The following is a 21534-nucleotide window of genomic DNA, read 5'->3' on the forward strand; positions in this document are numbered from 1 at the left end:
CGCACCGCACGGAGGGGGCGGGCTTCTGCGCGTCCCCGGGTACTTTTGGCGCCCCCGCTGCAGCGCGCCCCAAAGGGGCGCGGGGCTGTGCCGATATGCGGCTCCGCCGCGTGGGCGCGGGCAACCACGAACCACCCGCACCCGACGAACAAGCCGAACGCCCCCCAAACCGCACACCTGAATTCCCAGGCAGTGACCGGGAACGGATGGTCAATTTCCGTTTCGGCTACCCGCGTTCGCAGGCGATCAGTAGCCTCAGCTCGAACACCGGATCGCCTCAGCCTTGGAGAGATACATGGAGCGTCCCGCCTGGGCCCCACGGAGCATCGACATCTCGGTGCCGAGCGTTTCGCGTATCTACGACTTCTACCTGGGCGGTTCGCACAATTTCGAGGTCGACCGGGAAGCCGCCCGCAAGGCGATGGCCCACCTGCCGGGACTGCCGAAGATCATGCAGGCCAACCGCGCCTTCATGCGCCGCGCCGTCCGGCACGCGGTGGGCACCGGCATCGACCAGTTCCTGGACATCGGCTCCGGCATCCCCACCTTCGGCAACGTCCACGAGGTCGCACAGCAGGCGCACCCCGGCGCGCGCGTGGTGTACGTCGACCACGACCCGGTGGCCGTGGCGCACAGCAACGCCGTCCTCGCGGGGAACGAGGACGCGGACGTGGTCGCCGCCGATCTCCGCAAGCCCCAGGAGATCCTGTCCAGCCCTCAGGTGGAGCGCCTGATCGACCTGAATCGGCCAGTGGCGTTGCTTCTCGTTGCCATACTGCACTTCGTGGAAGACGCGGACGACCCGTACGGGGCAGTGGCACAGCTGCGCGACGCACTCGCGCCCGGCAGCCTGCTTGTTCTCACGCATGCCTCGTACGAGGGAATCCCGTTGCCTGCCGAGCGGGCCGAGGGCGCGGTGGACGTATACAAGGACATTCGCAACCCGCTGATCATGCGCTCACGCGACGAGATCGCAAGGTTCTTCGAGGGGTACGACATGGTGGAACCCGGACTGGTGCCGATGCCGCACTGGCGGCCGGAGTCGGCGCCGGAGGAAGAGGATCCGTTCGCCTTCTCCGGATTCGCCGGCGTGGGGATCGCGGCGTGACCGCGGAGCCGGGCGGCCCGGAGGACAGACTGCGCAGGTTCGCGACGATCTGGAGCCGGGCGGTGTTCCCGGTCACCTCGACGTCCCTGACCCGCCCGGAGTTCGAGGAGCAGCTCCTCCCGCTGGCCCGCCGGCTGAGCGAGATCCTGCTGGCGCACGGCTTCGACACCGACGAGGCCCGGCAGGTGGGCGCCGCGCTCATCGACGCGCACTGCACCGACCCCGAGGCGCTGACCCGCTCCCTCGACTGCGTCGACGCCTACCTGGTCCTGTACTGCGGCGAGGACGGCCCCCAGGACGAGCTGCGGATGCGGTCCTCGCGGATCCAGCACGCGATGGCCGCCGGGTTCGCCCAGGCGCTGCGCGAGCGCACGCTGGCCGAGCAGGAGGCCATCGCCCAGGCCGCGTTGCGCGCCCAGGGCGTGGTCGCGCAGGCACTGCACGCCAGCGAGGCCCGCTTCCGGGCCGTCTTCGAGGGTGCGGCGATAGGAATCGGCATCGCCGACCTCGAAGGCAACGTCCTCCAGGTGAACGGCGCGCTGCTGCGCATGTTCGGCGGCTCCGAGCAGACCCTGCGCGGGCGCAAGGTCAGGGAGTGGGCGCATCCCGAGGACGCCCCCCAGACCTGGCGGCTCTACGAGGAGCTGGTGCGCGGCGACCGCGAGCATTACCACGTCGAGAAGGCCTTCAACCGCTCCGACGGCACGGTCCTGTGGACCAACCTGACGGTCTCCCTGCTCCGGGACGCGGACGGCGAACCGCAGTACCAGCTGGCCCTCATGGAGGACACCACCGAGCGCCGGCTGCTCAACCTCCGGCTGCGCTACGAGGCCACCCACGACGCGCTCACCGGCCTGCCGAACCGCACGCTGTTCTTCGAGCGCCTGGAGAAGGCCCTGTCGGCCGGTGAGGGCCAGCGCTTCGGCCTGTGCTACCTCGACCTGGACGGCTTCAAGACCATCAACGACAGCCTCGGCCACTCGGCCGGCGACCGGCTGCTCGTGGAGGTCGCCGACCGGCTGCAGTCCTGCGCGACCGCACCCGGCGAGATGGTCGCCCGGCTCGGCGGCGACGAGTTCGTGGCCCTGACCACGGGACCGGCCACCCAGCGCGAGGTCGACGACCTGGCCGACCGCATCATGAACGCCCTGGTCACGCCCATCAGCATCGACGGGCGCGAACTCATGGTCCGCGGCTCCATCGGCATCGTCGAGGGCCCGGCGGGCGAGCGCACCCCGGCCGAGGTGCTGCGCAGCGCCGACATCACGATGTACCGGGCCAAGTCGGCGGGCGGCAACCGCTTCGAGCTGGCCGACCCCGAGGCGGACGCCCGCGCGATCACCCGGCACGGCCTGACCACGGCACTGCCGGCCGCCCTGGACCGGAACGAGTTCTTCATCGAGTACCAGCCGCTGGTCCACCTCGGCGACGGCAGCGTCCGCGGCGCCGAGGCCCTGGTCCGCTGGCTGCACCCGCAGCACGGCGTGCTCGGCCCCGACCGGTTCATCCCGCTCGCCGAACACACCGGCCTCATCGTCCCGTTGGGCCGCTGGGTCCTGGAGGAGTCGATCCGCCAGGCCCGCGAGTGGCGAGAACGCTACGGTGAGCACGACAGCGCCGGCCCGCTGCGGATCAACGTCAACCTCTCCCCGTGCCAGCTCTCCCACCCCGGCCTGGTCCAGGACACGGTGGACATCCTGGAGCGGACCGGGGTGGCCCCCGACGCCCTCTGCCTCGAGGTCACCGAGTCCGCGCTCATCGGCGCCGACGACGACCTCCTCAAGCCGCTGCGGCGCCTCGCCGAGATGGGCGTGGACATCGCCCTGGACGACTTCGGCACCGGCTACTCGAACCTCGCGAACCTGCGCCGCCTGCCGGTGAGCATCCTCAAACTGGACCGCTCCTTCACCCAGAGCATGCAGCAGTTCCCCGCGGACCCGGTCGACCTCAAGATCGTGGAGGGCATCGTCACCCTGGCCCACAGTCTGGACCTCGCGGTCACGGTGGAGGGCGTGGAGACGGGGGCCCAGGCGGAACAGCTCCGGATACTGGGCTGCGACACGGCCCAGGGCTGGTACTACGCCCGCCCGGGCCCGCCGGAGCGCCTGCACGAGCTGGCCCTGGTGGACGCGACGGGCTGACCCGGACGCCCCGTCGGCAAGGGCCCTCAGTCGAGGTGGAAGACCTCCTCGGCGGGGGCCCACCGTTCACCGGGGGCCGCGGTGTCCAGCGGCTCCTGGCACGGGTCGGTGAGCGTCCACCACTCGCGGGTCACCGGGTCGGCGGCGATCCGCGCGGTGTCGGCGGCGTAGTCGCTTCCCGAGTACTCGAGATAGCTGAACAGCAGCCCGTCCCGCAGGAAGATCGAGTAGTTGCCGATGTGGGCGCGTCTGAGGGTGTCCAGCACGCCCGGCCAGGCGGCCGCGTGCAGTCGGCGGTACTCGGACTCCTTCTCCGGACGCAACCGGATGACCGCGGCGAAGCGCTGCACCTTGCCCACCTTTCCCTCCCGGGGACGAACGGCGAAGAATCTGTTTCATCCGACGGGCAGGACCCTAAGGATCAGATCCTTCCGGCGCAATGGTCCGGGCGGATGTCCCTTACGTGTGCAATCACTGCGCCTCGCCAGGTACTTGAACCAGTTCCGTCCAACATCTTCCCTCCGTGTAACGCGGGTGTCATAGTGACCACCGCCGATGAACCTGATTCATCCGAACATCGAGGAGGGGGTGCGCCGTGACGGATCCGTCACCGGGCTCCGACGGTCCCTACCGGCCGGGGTACGAACTGGTCGCCGAGCAACTGCTGGAGTACATCGCCGAGCAGAAACTCCGGCCGGGCGACCGGCTGCCCACGGAGGCGGGCCTGGCCGAGATCCTGGGCGCGACCCGCAACGTCACCCGTGAGGCGGTCAAGGTGCTGGCCGCCATCGGCCGGCTGAGCGTGCGGCGCGGTGCGGGCATCTTCGTCGCGGAGGCGTCCGGCGGGCTGGTGGACGACCACCTCTCGCACTTCCGCCCGACGAGCATGGAGGACGTCCTCATGCTCCTCGACTACCGCACGGTGATCGAGTCGGAGACGGCCCGCCGGGCGGCCGGCCTCGCCACCCCCATCGAGGTCCGCACCATCCGGGAGGGCGCGAGCAGTTCCCTGACCGCGGCCCAGCAGAACGACGGGCACGCCTTCGCCCGGGCCGACGAGGCCTTCCACGACGCGGTCGGCGCGGCCTCGCACAACGTGTTCCTGCGCTCGAGCGTCGCCGGCGTACGGCGCCTCGCGTCCCAGTCCGACGTGCTGCTCTTCCACGGCGACGCCCCCGGCTCGCTGGAGGTCGCCGCACGGCAGCATCTCGCCATCGCAGAGGCGGTCGCCGCGGGGGAGGCCGATCTCGCGAGCGAGCTGATGGTGGACCACATCGCCACCACGCAGAGCCAGTTCGAGCGGAAGATCCGCGACCGGCTGTTCAACCTCGGCGACCGCGGTGCCACCGCGCGGCCGACCACGGACAGCGGCCTTGGGGACTCCGGCCTTCCGCCGCAGACGTCGGTGTCGTAGGCCCGTCGTCCGGGTGCGGGCCGGTGGGGGCCGGCCGCGCAGTTCTCCGCGCCCCTTCAGGGGCGGCCGGAACTGCGCGAGCAACCACCTACTGCCCGCATCCGGACGACGAAGGCCCGCACCCCGGGAACCGGGCGGACGACCCGGTTCCGATGCTCCATCCCCATCTCACCAGGCGATTGGATCTCCGTGTCTGTTCTGTCTGTGCGCAGGGGCAGAGCCGTGCCCCTGCCGAGAACCCTCATAACCGCCCTGCCCCTCGCCCTTGCGGTGGCCCCCCTGGCCGCCGCCCCGGCCCAGGCGGCCCCGACAGCGTCCGGTCTCACCGTCTACGTCTCCCCGGCCGGCAAGGACACCGGCCGCGGCACCGCCGACCACCCCTTCAAGTCCCTGGAACACGCACGGGACTACGTGCGCGACGCCAAGGGCAAGGTCCACGGCGACGTCCATGTCCGGCTGCTGTCCGGTACCTACCGGCTCAGCCGCACCTTCGCCCTCACCGCCCAGGACTCCGGCAAGGACGGGCAGCGGATCGTCTACGAGGCCGCCCCCGGCGCGCACCCGGTGATCAGCGGCGGCAAGCAGGTCGCCGGCTGGACCAAGGCCGATCAGGACGGCAAGGTCTACAAGGCGAAGCTGACCGGCCTCGACACCCGCCAGCTCTACGTGAACGGCGAGTTGCGGACCCGGGCCCGCAGCGGGAAGAACCCCGCGGGCTTCAGCAAGACGGCCACCGGTTACACCTTCACCGACAGCAGTATCAGCGGCTACAAGAACCCCTCCGACCTCGAAGTGGTCAGCTCCTGGGGCTGGAAGCTGATGCGCTGCCCGGTCGAGTCGATCTCCGGCAACACGATGACGATGCAGCAGCCCTGCTGGCACAACGCCAACCTCCAGCAGGGCCAGGAGATCCAGAACCCGACCTGGCTGGAGAACGCCCGCGAGCTGCTGGACAGCCCGGGGGAGTGGTACCTCGACAAGAGCGCGGGCGAGATCTACTACATGCCCGAGCCGGGCGAGAACATGGAGACCGCGGACGTCACCGTGCCCGTCGTCCAGGACCTGGTCGACCTGAACGGCACCCGTGACCACCCCGTCGCGGACGTGTCCTTCCAGGGCATCACCTTCTCCTACTCCACGTGGCTCGAACCGAGTTCGTCCGACGGGCTCATCGAGGGCCAGGCCGGCTTCCGGATGGTCGGTGACGACAACCCGACCTTCGACTCCACCCGCCTGAACTGGAAGAAGACCCCCGGGGCCGTCAACGTCGGCCACGGGCAGGGCGTCGAGTTCACCGGCAACACCTTCACCCACCTCGGTGCCGTCGGCCTGAACCTGAACACCGGTACCCAGCACACCACGATCACCGGCAACGTCTTCCAGCAGATCGCCGCGACCGGCATCCAGATCGGCGGGGTCACCTGGGGCGACGCCCATCCCGACGACCCCCGTGACATCACGAAGGACACCCTGGTCGGTGACAACGTCGTCACCAAGGTCGCCGACCAGTACAACGGCTCTCTGGGCATCCTGGCCGGCTACACCGACTCCACGGTGATCACCCACAACAAGGTGTACGACCTGCCCTACAGCGGCATCTCCGTCGGCTGGGGCTGGGGGCTGACCGACCAGGGCGGCAACTCGGCGTACCCGAACAACGCCGGCGTCCCGGTCTCCGACACCCCGACGATCAGCCGTGACAACGTCGTCAGCGACAACGAGATCAGCGACATCATGCAGTCGCAGGCCGACGGCGGAGCGATCTACACGCTCAGCAGCGACCCCGGCGGCAAGGTCACCGGCAACTACATCCACGGCATCCCGGCCCCCGCCTACGGCGCCGTCTACCACGACGAGGGCAGCCGGCACTGGCAGAACACCGGCAACGCGTTCTGCGACGTCTCCTTCCAGTGGCTGCTGATGAATCACGCCCAGGACAACGCGGCGACGGGCAACTTCACCACCCAGCCCGCCTTCAGCGTCCAGTACCTGAGCCAGAACAACGACGTCAGCGGCAACACCACGGTCGGCTCCTGCGACCAGCTGCCCGCCTCGATCGTGCACAACGCCGGCCTGGAGAAGGCCTACCAGCACCTCGACCCGGGCCCCGCGGTCACCGACCACCAGGCGCCCACCGCACCGGGCGGCCTGACCTCGGTCACCGACTTCCCGACCGTCGCCGACCTCAGCTGGACGGCGGCCACGGACGACACCGCCGTCACCGGCTACTCCGTCTTCCGGGACGGCAAGCTGGTCAGCGCCTCCGGCAAGACCTCCGTACGGCTCTCCGGCCTGACGGCGGGACAGACGTACACCTTCACCGTCACCGCCCGGGACGCCGCCGGCAACGAGTCCGCGCCCAGCCAGTCGCTGAAGGTCACCATGCCGGACGGCGCGGACCTGGCGCTGAAGAAGCCGGTCACCGCGTCCTCCGACTCCGAGGGCAACGTCCCGGCCAAGGCGGTCGACGGCGACCTGTCGACGCGCTGGGCGCAGGGCCTGGGGCTGCCCGACCCGTCCTGGATCCAGGTCGACCTCGGCGCGTCGTACGACGTGACCGGAGCGATCACCACCTTCGAGAAGAGCAGCGGCTACAAGTACCGCATCGAGGTGTCACCGGACGAGGTCCACTGGCAGACCCTCGCGGACCACACCGCGGACAACACCACCGCGCAGACCGACTACGCCGACGCCGGCACCCCGGTCACCGGCCGCTTCGTACGGCTCACCGTCACCGGCTCCAGCGGCAACGGCGGCAGCATCTACGACTTCCAGGTCTACGGCACCGCCCGCGCCCCCGGCTCCGACCACACCGCCCCCACCAGCCCCGGACAGCCCACCGCCAAGGCGCTGCTGCCCAGCCTGGTGGACGTCAGCTGGCCGGCCGCCACCGACGACACCGGCGTGACCAGCTACGTCGTCTACCAGGACGGCACCCGCATCGGTGTCACCGGAGACACCACCTACCGGATCTCGGGCCTGCAGCCCGGGACGAAGTACTCCTTCACCGTCGTCGCCCGGGACGCCGAGCTCAACGCCTCCGACCCCGGTCCGGCGGCGGAGGTCACCACCCCGGCCGACGACGACCTGGCCCTGAACAAGACGGCGACGGCCTCCTCCGACTCGGAAGGAAACGTTCCTGCCAAGGCCTTCGACGGCGACCTGTCGACGCGCTGGGCGCAGGGCCTCGGGCTGCCCGACCCGTCCTGGCTCCAGGTGGACCTCGGCAAGGACACCAGCGTCTCCGCGGTGGTGACCACCTTCGAGAAGTCCGGCGGCTACAAGTACCGCCTGGAGTACTCCACCGACGGCCAGAACTGGTCGACCTTCGAGGACCACACCGCCGACAACACCGTCGCGCAGACCAACTACTCCTTCGTCGACCAGCCCGTCACCGCCCGCTACCTGCGCCTGACCGTCACCGGCTCCAGCTGGAACGGCGGCAGCGTCTACGAACTCCAGGCGTACGGCGGCTTCTGAGCCGACCGGTCGCGGTCGCCGCCGTCACCCCACCCACAGAAACGAAAGCCAGGATGAAGATCACCCATGTCGAAGTACACCGGATCGACGTTCCGGCGGCCAGCCCGCCCTTCCGCTGGCGGGACGGGCTGAGCGGCAGCGCTCCGGTCGGCGACGGCGCGGTGCTGCGCATCGGCACGGACGAGGGGGCCGAGGGAGTCGCTCTGTTCGCCCGGCCGGGCGCCTTCACCACCCTCACCGAACTGGTGGACCGGGTCTTCCGCGAGGAGCTGGTCGGGGCCGACCCGTTCCAGCGGGAGTGGCTGTGGCACCGGGTGTGGGAGCTGGACCGCATCCACGAACTCCCGCTCCCCACCCTGGGCCTGATCGACATCGCCCTGTGGGACCTGGCCGGCCGCTACCACGGCCAGCCGGTCTGGCGGCTGCTCGGCGGCTTCCGGGACGCCATCCCGGCGTACGCCTCCACGTCGACGTTCGCCACCACCGAGGAGTTCCTCGACGTCGCCGACCAGTGCCTGGACCTCGGCTACCGGGGCATCAAGCTGCACGCCTGGGGCGACGCCCGCCGGGACGCCGACCTCTGCCTCGCCCTGCGCGAGCACGTCGGCCCCGACGTGCCGCTCATGTACGACGGCTCGGCCGGCTTCGACCTGCCCGACGCGATCCGCCTCGGGCGGGCCCTCTCCGAGGCGGACTACCTCTGGTACGAGGAGCCGATGCGCGAGTTCAGCGTCTCCGCGTACCAGCAGCTCGCCGCGGCCGTGGACGTCCCGCTGCTGGTCGCCGAGACCTCCGACGGCGTCCACATGAACTCCGCGGACTTCATCCGGGCCGGCGCCGCCACCTTCGGCGTCCGGGCCGGCACCACCCTGCGGGGCGGCATCACCGGGGCCATGCGCACCGCCCACCTCGCCGACGCCTACCGGCTCCGCGCCGAGGTGCACGGTTCGGACATCCCCAACCACCACCTGTGCATGGCCATCTCCAACACCACCTACTACGAGTCCCTGGTCACCGCCACGACGGTCGTGCGCGAACGCCACGTGGACGACCAGGGCCTGGTCCACGCCCCCACGGGACCCGGCATCGCCCTTCCCCTCGACCTCGGCTACGGCAGCGAACTCCTGCCGTTCGTCGAGCAGCCGCGCTGACCGGCAAGAACAGAAAGGCAAGACGATGAGGTCTTCCGTCTCCAAGAGAGCGGGCGTGCTGCGTACGGCCGCCGCCGCGCTCTGTCTGACCACCGCGGCGCTCCTGGCCGGGTGCGCCAGCGCCGACACCACCGCGCAGTCCTCCTCCGACCAGTCGACGTTCAAGCCGGCCACGCAGAAGGACGGTTCACAGATCACGGTCTGGGCGGACTCGACCCGGCTGCCGTCCGTGCAGGCGTACCAGAAGGCCCACCCGGACGTGAAGATGGACATCGTCACGTACGACGGCGGGGCCGACGGCTCGACCTACCTCCAGTCCAAGGTGCAGCTCTTCGACCGCACCGGCAGCGGCTGGCCGGACGTGGTCTTCGGCTCGCCCACCGACGTCACCTGGGCCTCCGAGCCCACCAAGCCCGGCGCACAGCCGTTCGCCGCCCCGCTGGACGACAAGCTCGTCCCGCAGAACACCCTGGACGGCTTCGCCAAGGGCTCCCTGACGCCCTGCCAGTTCAACGGCCACACCTACTGCCTGCGCAACGACATCGCCCAGGTCGTCCTCTGGTACAACAAGTCCCTCATGGACAAGTGGGGTTACCAGGTCCCCACCACCTGGGAGGAGTACGAGGCCCTCGGCAAGCAGGTCGCCAAGGAACACCCCGGTTACCTCGTCGGTTCGGTCGGCGACACCAACTCCCACGAGTCGTACTTCTGGTCCGGCCAGTGCCCGGCGTTCGACCTGGTGAAGCCGGACACCCTGCGCACCGATCTGCAGGACCCGAACTGCACCCGCACGGCGAAGCTGCTGGACGGCCTGATCGACGCGAAGGCCGTCACCACCAAGGGCTTCTTCAGCCAGGGCTTCGCCAAGGACAGCGGCAGCAAGGTCCTGATGGCGTACGGCCCGTCCTGGTACGGCCAGTACCTCTTCAAGGCCGCCTTCAAGACCCCGGCCAAGCAGATCGCCGCGGCACCCCCGCTCACCTGGCAGGGCGAGACGAAGGCGGCCACCGGCAACGTCGGCGGCGGGGTCTGGATGGTGTCCTCGCACAGCGCCAACCTCAAGGCCTCCACGGACCTGGTCACCTGGCTGACCACGTCCGACGAGAACCAGGCGTCCGCGCCCACCTACCCCGCCTACACCAAGGCCGCGCAGGCCTGGCTGAAGAACCCGGCCAACAGCGACTACTTCGCCGGCGACGTCAGCGGAGCGTTCGAGCAGGCCGCCGACGAGGTGTGGACCGGCTGGTCCAACACCAAGTTCTCCGACGCCACCGCCTGGTCGAGCGTCGTGCTGCCCGCCCTCACCGCCGGCAAGAGCCTGACCGGCACGCTGCCGGCCTGGCAGCAGGAGATCAGCAACGAGGCGAAGGCACACGGATACAAGGTGGAGAACAAGTGACCCTGCTGGAGACCGAGCACGTCGCCGTCTCCTCCCCGCGCCGTGGCACCCCGCCGCGGCGCGGGGCCCGCGGCCGTGCGGGCTACTGGTTCGTCGCCGCCTACACGCTGCTCCTGCTCGCGTTCGGCATCGTGCCGACCGCCTACTCCTTCTACCTGTCGTTCACCAACGACCAGGGCCAGTTCACCGGCCTCAACCAGTTCGTCAAGGTGGTCCAGGACTACCGCTTCGGGCCCGCCTTCACCCACATGCTGATCTACCTGCTGCTGTGGCTGGCCGCCCTGGTGATCCTGGTCGTCCTGGTCGCGGTGATCCTGCGCAGCCGGGTCCGCCCCGGCACCTCCGCCCTCTTCCGTTTCCTCTACTACATCCCCGGCGCCCTCGCCGGCGTGGCCAGCGTCCTGGTCTGGCTGTTCATGCTGGATCCCGACGTCAGCCCGGTGTCCTGGCTGCTGAAGAGCATGGGCATGCAGACCTTCGCGGCCGTCCTCGCCCCCGCCAACCTCCCCCTGATCCTCATGCTCATCGCCTTCTGGACCGGCGCGGGCGGCTGGATGGTGGTGATGTACGGGGCGCTGAACAACATCCCCGACGAGGTCCTCGAAGCCGCCCGGATGGACGGCGCGGGTCCCTGGCGCACGGCCTGGCACATCCAGATCCCGATGATCCGGCAGTGGATCGTCTACATGACCATCATGGCCTTCGCCACCGGCACCCAGCTGTTCGTCGAGCCCCAGCTGCTCCAGACGGCCAGCCTCGGCCGGGTCAGCCCCACCTGGTCGCCCAACCAGCTCGCCTACGTGTACGCCTTCCAGCAGGGCGACTTCAACGGCGCCGCCGCGATCTCCGTCGTCCTGCTCGCCGTGGGACTCCTGGCCGCCGGCCTGCTGGTCGCCCGCTCGAACCTGTTCAAGTTGGATGAGTCATGACGCAATCAACTCTTCCCCCGGCAGCGGCGGTCCGGCGCGTCCGGCCGTCCCGGGCCCTCTCCTTCCTGATCGTGGCCGTCCTGCTGGCCTTCCTCCTGGTCTTCTTCGTCCTGCCGGTGGTCTGGCTGCTGCTCGCCCCGTCGAAGACGGCCGGCGAGGTGGTCCGCGACAACCCACTGTCCTTCGGCTCGTTCCACCAGATCGGTGCGGCCTGGCGCCACCTCTTCGCGTTCCAGGACGGCGCGATGCTCACCTGGCTGAAGAACTCGGCGATCTACTCGGGCGGTTCACTCGTTCTCACCCTCGCCGTCAGCGTGCCGGCCGGCTACGCCCTGGCCCTGACGAGGTTCAGGGGCCGCAAGACGCTCCTCGTGATCACCCTGGTCACCATGATCATGCCGCAGGCCACCCTGGTGCTCCCGGTCTTCCTGGAGCTCAACCGCTTCCACCTGATCGGCACGGTCTGGTCGGTGATCCTGCCCTTCTCCTTCTACCCGTTCGGCGTGTACCTCGTGTACATCTACTTCGGCAGCAGCCTCCCCAGGGACCTGCTGTCGGCCGCGCGCATCGACGGCTGCACCGAGTGGCAGCTCTTCTCCCGCATCGCCCTGCCCCTGGCGAAGCCGGTGATCGGCCTGGTCGCCTTCTTCAGCTTCGTGGGCAACTGGAACAACTTCTTCCTGCCCTACCTGGTCCTCCCGAACAGCAACGAGTTCCCGGTCCAGGTAGGCCTCAACCAACTCCTCACCTCCACCCCGTCGTTCAACCCGGTGGCCGGCGCAGGCCTCAACATCACCATCCCCGAACTGGCGTTGGCGATCATCATCGCGATCCTGCCGGTCCTGGTCCTGTTCCTCTTCTCCCAGCGCACGCTGGTGTCGGGGATGCTGGCCGGGTCCACGAAGGAATAGGCGGTGCTGACAGCGCCCCTTCTTTTCTTGGGGGCGCGGGGAACTGCGCGAACAGCCCCCACGCACCCGCACCCAACCACGGCGCTCCCACCCCGTCACCTCTCCAACAGCATCCTCTGAAGCTCCCGAGCAGCCCGCGGCGGCGCCACATCACTCCGGTGCGCCAACGCGATCGTCCGATGCAACCCCGGCGGGGCCAACGGAGTGACCCGCAACCCCCGCCCCGACCGCGCCGCCACCATCCGGGGCACCACGGCCACCCCCAACCCGGCCCGCACAAACCCCAGCACCGCGTCCATCTCGCCCCCCTCGACCGCGAAGCCCGGCTCGAACCCAGCGGAGCGACACGCCGCGACGGTCAGCTCCCGCAGGTCGTACCCGTGCCGGAACATGACCAGCCGCTCCCCCTCCAGATCGGAGATCTTCACCCCGCCCCGCCCCCGGCCGGGCACCGTCGCCTCGGGCGAGGACACCACCACCAGGTCCTCCCGCAGCAGCTCCACGGTCGTCAGCGCGGGCGACGCCGGCGGCAGCGGCAGCACGATCAGCGCCAGGTCCAGCGCCCCGCGCGCCAGCTCCCGCACCAGGTCGTGGGAGCCGCTCTCCTCGATCAGCAGCTGGATCCCCGGGTACCGGTCGTGGAACGCCCGCAGCACGTCCGGCAGCAACCCGGTGCACAGACTCGGCGTCGCCCCCAGCCGTACCCGGCCGCTGCGCAGCTGCACCAGTTCCTGCACCTCGTGCCGGGCGGTGTCCGCGTCCGCGAGGATGCGCCGGGCCAGCGGCAGCAGCGCCTCGCCCGCGTCGGTGAGGGTGATGTTGCCCCGCGCCCGCAGGAACAGATCCGCCCCCAGCTCCCGCTCCAGCGCCTTGATCTGCTGGGACAGCGACGGCTGGGCGACATGGACCAGCTCGGCGGCCCGGGTGAAGTGCCGGGTCTCGGCCACGGCGACGAAGTACTGAAGCTGCTGGAACTGCATGGTGACACGATAGCTTGCGGCTATGGAATCCAGCCGTACCATGTCTTGGACCGATCAGGTGGTCCGGCCTTAGCGTCATCCCCATGGCTCTGGCAACGCGGACGGACCGACGGCCGTCCATGGCGCGCACGATGTGGGACAGCTCCGTCGGCAAGAAGACCGTGATGGCCGTCAGCGGCCTCATCATGCTGCTCTACCTGGTCGTCCACATGATCGGGAACCTGAAGATCTACTTCGGGGCCGGCGAGTTCAACCACTACGCCCACTGGCTGCGCACCATCGGCGAACCGTTCATGCACTACGAGTGGACGCTCTGGCTCATCCGGATCGTCCTGGTCGTCGCCGTGGTCGCCCACGCCACGTCCGCCTACCAGCTCAGCCGCCGCGACATCAAGGCACGCCCGAGCAAGTACGTGCACAAGAAGCAGCGGGCCTCCTACGCCACCCGCACCATGCGCTGGGGCGGGATCATCCTCGGCCTGTTCATCGTCTGGCACATCCTCGACCTGACCACCGGCACCGTGCACTCCGGCGGCTTCCAGGAGGGCCACCCGTACCAGAACGTCGTGGACACCTTCTCCACCTGGTACGGCGACGTCATCTACATCGTCGCGATGCTCGCGCTCGGCCTGCACGTGCGGCACGGCTTCTGGAGCGCCGCCCAGACCCTCGGCGTCGGCAGCCGCACCCGCGACCGCGCCCTCAAGATCACGGCCGACGTCCTCGCACTGCTGCTCACGGCCGGATTCATCGCCGTACCCGTGGGTGTCATGACCGGAGTGGTGAGCTGAACATGACCGAATACGTGAACTACACGACCGGCGAACCCGTCTCCGACGGCAAGGCCCCCGCGGGACCGGTCAACGAGCGCTGGGACAAGCGCCGTTTCGAGGCCAAGCTGGTCAACCCCGCCAATCGGCGCAAGCACACGGTGATCGTCGTCGGCACCGGCCTGGCCGGCGGCTCCGCCGGGGCCACCCTCGCCGAACAGGGCTACCACGTCGTCCAGTTCTGCTACCAGGACTCCCCGCGCCGCGCCCACTCGATCGCCGCTCAGGGCGGGATCAACGCCGCGAAGAACTACCGCAACGACGGCGACTCCGTCCACCGGCTGTTCTACGACACCGTCAAGGGCGGCGACTTCCGGGCCCGCGAGTCCAACGTCCACCGCCTCGCACAGATCTCCGTCGAGATCATCGACCAGTGCGTGGCGCAGGGCGTGCCGTTCGCCCGCGAATACGGCGGGCTGCTCGACACCCGGTCCTTCGGCGGCGTCCAGGTGTCCCGCACCTTCTACGCCCGCGGCCAGACGGGCCAGCAGCTGCTCCTCGGCGCCTACCAGGCCCTGAGCAGGCAGATCGCCGCCGGGAACGTGGAGATGCATCCGCGCACCGAGATGCTCGACGTGATCGTGGTCGACGGACGGGCGCGCGGGATCGTCGCCCGGGACCTGATCACCGGGAAGATCGACACCTACTTCGCGGACGCCGTCGTCCTCGCCAGCGGCGGCTACGGCAACGTCTTCTACCTGTCGACGAACGCCATGAACTCCAACGCCACCGCGATCTGGCGGGCGCACCGGCGCGGCGCGTACTTCGCCAACCCGTGCTTCACGCAGATCCACCCCACCTGCATCCCGCGCACCGGCGACCACCAGTCCAAGCTCACCCTGATGAGCGAGTCGCTGCGCAACGACGGGCGGATCTGGGTGCCCACGGCCAAGGGCGACACCCGGCCGGCCAACCAGATCCCCGAGGACGAGCGCGACTACTACCTGGAGCGCATCTACCCGTCCTTCGGCAACCTGGTCCCGCGCGACATCGCCTCCCGCGCCGCGAAGAACGTCTGCGACGAGGGCAGGGGTGTCGGCCCCGGCGGGCAGGGCGTCTATCTCGACTTCGCCGACGCCATTCAGCGGATGGGGCGGGCGGCCGTCGAGGCCAAGTACGGCAACCTCTTCGACATGTACCAGCGGATCACGGACGAGGATCCGTACGAGGTGCCGATGCGGATCTACCCCGCCGTGCACTACACGATGGGCGGGCTCTGGGTCGACTACGACCTCCAGACCACCGTCCCCGGCCTGTTCGCGGTCGGCGAGGCCAACTTCTCCGACCACGGCGCCAACCGGCTCGGCGCGAGCGCGCTGATGCAGGGCCTGGCCGACGGCTACTTCGTCCTCCCGGCCACCATCAACGACTACCTCGCCCGCAACCCCCACCAGGACGCGGTGACCGGCGAACACCCCGTCGTCCAGGAGGTGCTGGCCGAGACCGAGGACCGGCTGAACCTGCTGCTGTCCGTCGACGGCGACCGCACCCCCGACTCCTTCCACCGCGAACTCGGCGAGCTGATGTGGGAGTTCTGCGGCATGGCCCGCACGGACGCCGGACTGCGCAAGGCACTTGAGCGCATCCCGCAGATCCGCGAGGAGTTCTGGCGGCGGATCAAGGTCCCGGGGACCGGCGAGGAGTTCAACCAGTCCCTGGAGAAGGCCAACCGCATCGTCGACTACCTGGAACTCGCCGAGCTGATGTGCCTCGACGCGCTGCACCGCGCCGAGTCCTGCGGCGGCCACTTCCGGGAGGAGTCCCAGACGCCGGACGGCGAGGCCGCCCGCAAGGACGACGAGTTCGCGTATGCGGCCGCCTGGGAGTTCACCGGTACCGGGGACGCCCCGGTGCTGCACAAGGAAGACCTGGTCTTCGAGTACGTCCACCCCACCCAGCGGAGCTACGCATGAAGCTCACCCTGCGCGTCTGGCGGCAGCAGAACGCCGACGCCGACGGCGCGATGTCCACGTACGAGGTGGACGGCATCTCCTCCGACATGTCGTTCCTGGAGATGCTCGACACCCTCAACGAGGAACTCATCCTGCGCGGCGAGGACCCCGTCGCCTTCGACCACGACTGCCGCGAGGGGATCTGCGGCGCGTGCTCCCTGGTGATCAACGGGGATGCGCACGGGCCTGAGCGCACCACCACCTGCCAGCTGCACATGCGGTCCTTCAAGGACGGCGACACGATCGACGTCGAGCCGTGGCGGGCGTCCGCGTTCCCGGTGATCAAGGACCTGGTGGTGGACCGGTCGGCGTTCGACCGGATCATCCAGGCCGGCGGGTACATCACCGCGCCGACCGGGGCGGCGCCGGAGGCGCACGCCACGGCGGTGCCGAAGGCCGACGCCGACTTCGCGTTCGAGCACGCCGAGTGCATCGGGTGCGGGGCGTGTGTGGCGGCGTGCCCGAACGGGGCGGCGATGCTGTTCACGTCCGCCAAGGTGAACCACCTGAACGTCCTGCCCCAGGGGGCGCCCGAGCGGGAGACGCGGGTGCTGGACATGGTGGCGCAGATGGATGCGGAGGGGTTCGGTGGGTGCACGCTGGCGGGGGAGTGTGCGACGGCCTGTCCGAAGGGGATTCCGCTGGTGTCCATTACGAGCATGAACAAAGAGTGGCTGCGGGCTACCCGGAAGGTGGGGAAGCGGTAGCGCCGTCGGGGAGTGCGGGTGTGTGGGGGCTGGTCGCGCAGTTCCTCCCCCGGCCTTCGGCCGGGGGTACCCCCAGCGCCCCTAAAGGGGCGCTCCTGCGAGGGCGCTGACATGTGAAAGACGTTCGCCGTCAGGTGCGGACGGGCGGGGTCGGTGTTGGTGCTCACCGGCCCCGTCTCGCGTTCTTTACGGCCGTTTGATCACGGTGGCGTTACCCTCAGGCGTCCGTGAGTGACCGGAGAGGCCCCGACCCCCGGCATTCAGCAGTCCCACATCCACGGGTCCCGCGCATGTCACGCCGAGTCCAGCCTGCCACGGAAGAAAGCAGGTGCAGATTTCCTCAGCTTCCGCTCGGCGCAGGAGACCTCCATGACCGCCATGCCCGCCTCACCCCCCGCTCTCGCCGCCCCGCCCGGGGACTCCGGCTACCTGGTACAGCTCGCCCGTGACGAGGACGACGTCCGGGCCGCACAGCGGCTGCGCCACCAGGTGTTCGCCGGAGAGATGGGCGCCCGGCTCGACGGGCCGGAGCCGGGACTGGACGTGGACGCCTTCGACGCGTACTGCGACCACCTCCTCATCCGCGAGGCCCTCACCGGCGAGGTCGTCGGCACCTACCGGCTGCTGCCGCCGGAGCGCGCCGCGCTCGCCGGCCGCCTCTACTCCGAGGGCGAGTTCGACCTGAGCCCGCTCGCCCCCATCCGCTCCGGCCTCGTCGAGGTCGGCCGCTCCTGCGTGCACCCCGCCCACCGCGACGGTGCCGTCATCGGCCTGATCTGGGCCGGCATAGCCCGGTACATGGTCGACCGCGGCCACGAATGGCTGGCCGGCTGCTGCTCCGTCCCGCTCGCCGACGGCGGCGCCCTCGCCGCCGCCACCTGGGACCGGGTGCAGGCCAAGCACCTCGCGCCCGAGGAGTTCCGGGTACGGCCGCTGAACCCCTGGGTCCCCGGCGTGCCGGCGTCCGAGGGCCGTACCGAGCTGCCCGCCCTGCTGCGCGGTTACCTTCGCCTCGGCGCCTGGGTGTGCGGCGAGCCCGCGCACGACCCGGACTTCGGGGTCGCCGACATGTACGTGCTGCTGTCGATGCGCCGCGTCAACGCGCGCTATCTGCGGCACTTCCTCTCGCTCGTTCCGGCCTGATGAGCGTCTGGCTGCCCAGCGCGCCCTGCACCCCGGGCGCGTGCGTGGAGCGTGCGGGGTCCCTGACGACCCTGCCCCGGGCCGTGCTGCGGTTCGCCGCGGTGGTGGTCCTGATGCTCGTCGCCATCGCGCTGCTGCCGCTCGGCGGGAGGATCCCCACCGAGTGGGTGCGGCGGTTCTCCCGCACGCTCATCCGGGCCGCCGGGGTCCAGGTCCGGATCACCGGCAGCGCCCCGAGCACCGGCGGGGTGCTGCTCGTCGCCAACCACATCTCCTGGATGGACATCCCGCTGCTGGCCGCCGTCCGGCCGGCGCGGATGCTCGCCAAGAAGGAGATCCGCGAGTGGCCGGTGGCCGGGGCGCTGGTGGCCGGGGCCGGGGCGCTGTTCATCGACCGGGACCGGCTGCGTGCCCTGCCGGACACGGTCGGCCGGATCGCGGGGGCGCTGCGGGAGGGGGCCGCGGTGGTCGCCTTCCCGGAGGGCAGCACCTGGTGCGGCCGGGCCCAGGGACGGTTCCGGCGCGCCGTGTTCCAGGCCGCGCTGGACGCCGGCGCGCCCGTGCAGCCGGTGCGGCTGCACTACCGGCTGGAAGCCGGAGCGGCCAGCACCGTGCCCGCCTACGTCGGCGCGGACACGCTGCTGGCCTCCCTCTGGCGAGTGGTCTCGACCCGCGGCCTGGTGGCCGAGGTGGACATACGGCCAGTGATAGCGGCCGGCAGCCACCCGGACCGTCGTACCCTCGCCCGCGCCGCCCAGCCGGTGACCCACGAGCCGGCCTGGACGCACGCGGCTCTGGTGAGCCCCGAGCGGGCCTCTCAGTGGTCGGTCTCCAAGTGGAGCTTGAGCAGGTCGACGCCGTAGTCGCCGCCGTTGGGCGTGCGGATGACGGTGTGGATGTGCTGCTGGGTGGGCGTGCCGTTCGGGGGTGCGGGGGTGGTGTCCGTGCATGCGCTCAAGGTTCCGGGGCAACCTGAAGCGTTTCTGAAGACCCTCAGGGGAGGGAACGGGACAGATAGGGCGCGGTGACGCTGTCCCCGGCCCGGGCCACCTCGGCAGGCGGGCCCGCCGCGACGATCCGCCCGCCCTGGTCCCCGCCGCCCGGCCCCAGATCGATCACCCAGTCGGCGTCGGCCACCACCGTCATGTCGTGCTCGACCACCACGACCGTGTGCCCGGCGTCGACCAGCCCGTGCAACTGCCGCATCAGCACCTCGACATCGGCCGGGTGCAGTCCTGTCGTCGGCTCGTCGAGGAGGTAGAGGCTGTGGCCGCGCCGGCCGCGCTGCAGCTCGCCCGCCAGCTTGATGCGCTGGGCCTCGCCGCCGGACAGCTCGGTGGCGGGCTGCCCGAGCCGCAGATAGCCGAGGCCCACGTCGAGGAGCGTGGCCAGGCTGCGCACGGCGGCCGGGGTGTCCGCGAAGAACTCCGCCGCGCCCGCCACGGTCAGGTCCAGCACCTCGGCGATGTTCCGCCCCCGGTAGGTCACTTCGAGCGTCTCGGGGTTGTAGCGCGCCCCGCCACAGTCCGGGCACGGCGCGTAGGTGCTCGGCAGGAACAGCAGCTCCACGCTGACGAACCCCTCGCCCTGGCAGGTCTCGCAGCGGCCCCCGGCCACGTTGAAGGAGAACCGCCCGACGCCGTAACCCCGTTCCCGCGCCTGCCCGGTGGCCGCGAACACCCTCCGTACGACGTCGAACAGGCCGGTGTAGGTGGCCAGGTTGGAGCGCGGGGTGCGGCCGATCGGCTTCTGGTCGACGGCGACCAGACGTCCGACCTCGGCCGGTTCCCCGGTGATCTCGCCGATCAGCGTCGACTTGCCGGAGCCGGAGACCCCGGTGACGGCGGTGAGGACACCGAGCGGGAACCGGGCGGTGACCCCACGGAGGTTGTGCCGGGTCACCGGGCCCACCGTCAGCCAGCCGCCGGCGGGCCGCGGTGCGCGGGCCGGGACGGGATCCCGCGCGAACAGGTAGCGGGCGGTGGCGGACTGCGCGACGCCGGCCAGCTCCGCCACCGGTCCGCTGTGCAGCACCTCGCCGCCGTGCTCGCCGGCCCGTGGACCCACGTCCACCAGCCAGTCGGCGGCGCGCACCACGTCCAGGTGGTGCTCCACCACGAACACCGAGTTCCCGGCCGCCTTCAGCCGCTTCAGCACGGTCAGCAGCGCCTCGGTGTCCGCCGGGTGCAGACCGGCCGACGGCTCGTCCAGGACGTAGACGACGCCGAACAGCCCGGACCGCAACTGGGTGGCCAGGCGCAGGCGTTGGAGTTCGCCCGCGGAGAGGGTGGGGGTGGCCCGGTCGAGGCTGAGATAGCCGAGCCCCAGTTCGGTGACGGGTGCGATGCGGGCGGTGAGGTCCGCGGTGAGGACCCGCACGGTCTCCGACTCGGCCTGCCCGCCGAGGAGCCGGGACAGTTCCGTCAGCGGCAGCGCGACGAGTTCGGCGATCGTACGGCCGGCGAACGTCACGGCGAGCGCCTCCGGCCGAAGCCTGCTGCCGCCGCACACCGGGCAGGGCGCACTGGTCAGGAACCGCTCCGCCTTCGCCCGCAGCGTCGGGCTCCGGGAGTCCGAGAAGGTCTTCAGCACGTACCGGCGGGCGCTCATGTACGTGCCCTGGTACGGCCGTTGGATGCGGTCGGCGTCCCGGACCGGGTGCACGGTGACCACGGGCTGCTCGTCCGTGAAGAGGATCCACTCGCGCTGCTCGGCGGGCAGGTCGCGCCACGGCAGGTCGACGTCGTGGCCGAGCGCGTCCAGGATGTCCCGCAGGTTCTTGCCCTGCCAGGCACCCGGCCAGGCGGCGATCGCGCCCTCGCGAATGGACAGCGAAGGGTCGGGGACCAGGGACTCCTCGGTGGTCCGGTGCACCCGGCCCAGGCCGTGGCACTCGGGGCAGGCGCCCGCCGCCGTGTTGGGGGAGAACGCGTCGGAATCGAGCCGCTCGGCGCCCGGCGGATAGTCCCCGGCGCGCGAGAACAGCATGCGCAGGGAGTTGGAGAGGTTGGTGACCGTGCCGACCGAGGAGCGGGAGGTGGGGGCCGAGCGGCGCTGCTGCAGCGAGACCGCCGGCGGCAGCCCGCTGATCTCCGCGACCTTCGGTGCCCCGACCTGGTGGATCAGCCGGCGCGCGTACGGCGCGACCGACTCGAAGTAGCGCCGCTGGGCCTCGGCGTAGATCGTGCCGAACGCCAGGGACGACTTCCCCGAGCCGGACACACCGGTGAAGACGGCCAGCACGTCCCGGGGGATGTCCACGTCGGCGCCCCTGAGGTTGTGCTCACGGGCGCCGCGCACGCGGACGTACGGGTCGTGGGGGCTGTGCATCGGACGGACACTCCGTGACGGACGGCTCGCGGGGCAGGGACAAACCCCGCGATCCTAGC

General features: G+C 70.4%; 17 protein-coding genes. 13 read left to right on the forward strand and 4 right to left on the reverse strand.

Annotated features, from left to right (window positions below; translation table 11 throughout):
• The first annotated feature begins 295 nt into the window (after nucleotides 1-295).
• Both ACFY0K_RS01305 and ACFY0K_RS01310 read left to right on the forward strand, forming a co-directional pair.
• The gene (locus ACFY0K_RS01305) at nucleotides 296-1108 is read left to right on the forward strand and encodes an SAM-dependent methyltransferase (protein ID WP_390638030.1); all 813 of its coding nucleotides are present in this window, start codon (nucleotides 296-298) and stop codon (nucleotides 1106-1108) included.
• Nucleotides 1105-3249, forward strand: coding sequence for an EAL domain-containing protein (locus ACFY0K_RS01310; protein WP_351955508.1), 2145 nt, complete (start codon nucleotides 1105-1107; stop codon nucleotides 3247-3249). Before ACFY0K_RS01305 ends, ACFY0K_RS01310 begins: the two co-directional genes overlap by 4 nt.
• A gap of 26 nt (nucleotides 3250-3275) precedes the next feature.
• On the opposite strand, the gene ACFY0K_RS01315 is transcribed toward ACFY0K_RS01310, so the two are convergent.
• A complete protein-coding gene (locus ACFY0K_RS01315; RefSeq protein WP_382727719.1) occupies nucleotides 3276-3599 on the reverse strand; it encodes an L-rhamnose mutarotase in 324 nt (107 codons plus the stop codon).
• A 245-nt stretch (nucleotides 3600-3844) separates the two neighbouring features.
• On the opposite strand from ACFY0K_RS01315, the gene ACFY0K_RS01320 reads away from it, so the two are divergent.
• From ACFY0K_RS01320 to ACFY0K_RS01345, 6 genes are all read left to right on the forward strand, one after another.
• On the forward strand, nucleotides 3845-4663 hold the full coding sequence (locus ACFY0K_RS01320; protein WP_390638031.1) for a FadR/GntR family transcriptional regulator: 819 nt from the start codon (nucleotides 3845-3847) through the stop codon (nucleotides 4661-4663).
• A gap of 222 nt (nucleotides 4664-4885) precedes the next feature.
• Entirely contained in the window at nucleotides 4886-8143 is a 3258-nt protein-coding gene (locus tag ACFY0K_RS01325) for a discoidin domain-containing protein (RefSeq protein ID WP_390638032.1), read from the forward strand.
• Nucleotides 8144-8196: 53 nt separating this feature from the next.
• Nucleotides 8197-9294 (forward strand): enolase C-terminal domain-like protein, encoded by a 1098-nt coding sequence (locus ACFY0K_RS01330; protein WP_390638033.1) that lies wholly within the window; start codon nucleotides 8197-8199, stop codon nucleotides 9292-9294.
• A gap of 25 nt (nucleotides 9295-9319) precedes the next feature.
• Nucleotides 9320-10693, forward strand: a complete 1374-nt coding sequence (locus ACFY0K_RS01335; protein ID WP_390638034.1) for an ABC transporter substrate-binding protein — start codon at nucleotides 9320-9322, stop codon at nucleotides 10691-10693.
• Nucleotides 10690-11622: a carbohydrate ABC transporter permease gene (locus tag ACFY0K_RS01340; protein ID WP_388601142.1), complete on the forward strand. Its 933-nt coding sequence runs from the start codon at nucleotides 10690-10692 to the stop codon at nucleotides 11620-11622. The genes ACFY0K_RS01335 and ACFY0K_RS01340 overlap by 4 nt, the downstream gene beginning before the upstream one ends.
• The gene (locus tag ACFY0K_RS01345) at nucleotides 11619-12533 is read left to right on the forward strand and encodes a carbohydrate ABC transporter permease (RefSeq protein WP_390638035.1); all 915 of its coding nucleotides are present in this window, start codon (nucleotides 11619-11621) and stop codon (nucleotides 12531-12533) included. Before ACFY0K_RS01340 ends, ACFY0K_RS01345 begins: the two co-directional genes overlap by 4 nt.
• Before the next feature lie 95 nt (nucleotides 12534-12628).
• Here ACFY0K_RS01345 and ACFY0K_RS01350 read toward each other — a convergent pair whose 3' ends face one another.
• Entirely contained in the window at nucleotides 12629-13513 is an 885-nt protein-coding gene (locus ACFY0K_RS01350) for a LysR family transcriptional regulator (protein ID WP_390638036.1), read from the reverse strand.
• A gap of 119 nt (nucleotides 13514-13632) precedes the next feature.
• Between ACFY0K_RS01350 and ACFY0K_RS01355 the strand changes: the two genes are divergently transcribed.
• The 5 genes from ACFY0K_RS01355 (at nucleotide 13633) to ACFY0K_RS01375 (ending at nucleotide 19008) form a co-directional block, all read left to right on the forward strand.
• Nucleotides 13633-14304: a succinate dehydrogenase gene (locus ACFY0K_RS01355; RefSeq protein WP_351955770.1), complete on the forward strand. Its 672-nt coding sequence runs from the start codon at nucleotides 13633-13635 to the stop codon at nucleotides 14302-14304.
• A gap of 2 nt (nucleotides 14305-14306) precedes the next feature.
• The gene (locus ACFY0K_RS01360; protein ID WP_390638037.1) at nucleotides 14307-16256 is read left to right on the forward strand and encodes a fumarate reductase/succinate dehydrogenase flavoprotein subunit; all 1950 of its coding nucleotides are present in this window, start codon (nucleotides 14307-14309) and stop codon (nucleotides 16254-16256) included.
• Nucleotides 16253-17002 carry a succinate dehydrogenase/fumarate reductase iron-sulfur subunit gene (locus tag ACFY0K_RS01365; RefSeq protein WP_390638038.1) on the forward strand — a complete coding sequence of 250 codons (750 nt, stop codon included), beginning with the start codon at nucleotides 16253-16255 and terminating at the stop codon, nucleotides 17000-17002. The genes ACFY0K_RS01360 and ACFY0K_RS01365 overlap by 4 nt, the downstream gene beginning before the upstream one ends.
• 369 nt (nucleotides 17003-17371) lie before the next feature.
• Nucleotides 17372-18145, forward strand: a complete 774-nt coding sequence (locus tag ACFY0K_RS01370) for a GNAT family N-acetyltransferase (RefSeq protein WP_390638039.1) — start codon at nucleotides 17372-17374, stop codon at nucleotides 18143-18145.
• A complete protein-coding gene (locus ACFY0K_RS01375) occupies nucleotides 18145-19008 on the forward strand; it encodes a lysophospholipid acyltransferase family protein (RefSeq protein ID WP_390638040.1) in 864 nt (287 codons plus the stop codon). Before ACFY0K_RS01370 ends, ACFY0K_RS01375 begins: the two co-directional genes overlap by 1 nt.
• Here ACFY0K_RS01375 and ACFY0K_RS01380 read toward each other — a convergent pair.
• Both ACFY0K_RS01380 and ACFY0K_RS01385 read right to left on the reverse strand, forming a co-directional pair.
• Nucleotides 18963-19103: a hypothetical protein gene (locus ACFY0K_RS01380; protein WP_390638041.1), complete on the reverse strand. Its 141-nt coding sequence runs from the start codon at nucleotides 19101-19103 to the stop codon at nucleotides 18963-18965. The two genes, ACFY0K_RS01375 and ACFY0K_RS01380, sit on opposite strands and share 46 nt — an antisense overlap.
• A gap of 35 nt (nucleotides 19104-19138) precedes the next feature.
• Entirely contained in the window at nucleotides 19139-21475 is a 2337-nt protein-coding gene (locus ACFY0K_RS01385; protein WP_390638042.1) for an ATP-binding cassette domain-containing protein, read from the reverse strand.
• Nucleotides 21476-21534: the final 59 nt, after the last annotated feature.

Source organism: Streptomyces sp. NPDC001507 (genome assembly GCF_042894765.1).
Classification (GTDB): domain Bacteria; phylum Actinomycetota; class Actinomycetes; order Streptomycetales; family Streptomycetaceae; genus Streptomyces.

Excerpts from the sequence above, each read along its gene's own strand:
- ACFY0K_RS01370 (WP_390638039.1), top strand. The coding sequence starts at position 17,372 with ATGACCGCCATGCCCGCCTCACCCCCCGCTCTCGCCGCCCCGCCCGGG.
- ACFY0K_RS01365 (WP_390638038.1), top strand. The coding sequence starts at position 16,253 with ATGAAGCTCACCCTGCGCGTCTGGCGGCAGCAGAACGCCGACGCCGAC.
- ACFY0K_RS01355 (WP_351955770.1), top strand. The coding sequence starts at position 13,633 with ATGGCGCGCACGATGTGGGACAGCTCCGTCGGCAAGAAGACCGTGATG.
- ACFY0K_RS01330 (WP_390638033.1), top strand. The coding sequence starts at position 8,197 with ATGAAGATCACCCATGTCGAAGTACACCGGATCGACGTTCCGGCGGCC.
- ACFY0K_RS01385 (WP_390638042.1), bottom strand. The coding sequence starts at position 21,475 with ATGCACAGCCCCCACGACCCGTACGTCCGCGTGCGCGGCGCCCGTGAG.
- ACFY0K_RS01305 (WP_390638030.1), top strand. The coding sequence starts at position 296 with ATGGAGCGTCCCGCCTGGGCCCCACGGAGCATCGACATCTCGGTGCCG.
- ACFY0K_RS01375 (WP_390638040.1), top strand. The coding sequence starts at position 18,145 with ATGAGCGTCTGGCTGCCCAGCGCGCCCTGCACCCCGGGCGCGTGCGTG.
- ACFY0K_RS01350 (WP_390638036.1), bottom strand. The coding sequence starts at position 13,513 with ATGCAGTTCCAGCAGCTTCAGTACTTCGTCGCCGTGGCCGAGACCCGG.
- ACFY0K_RS01335 (WP_390638034.1), top strand. The coding sequence starts at position 9,320 with ATGAGGTCTTCCGTCTCCAAGAGAGCGGGCGTGCTGCGTACGGCCGCC.
- ACFY0K_RS01360 (WP_390638037.1), top strand. The coding sequence starts at position 14,307 with ATGACCGAATACGTGAACTACACGACCGGCGAACCCGTCTCCGACGGC.
- ACFY0K_RS01345 (WP_390638035.1), top strand. The coding sequence starts at position 11,619 with ATGACGCAATCAACTCTTCCCCCGGCAGCGGCGGTCCGGCGCGTCCGG.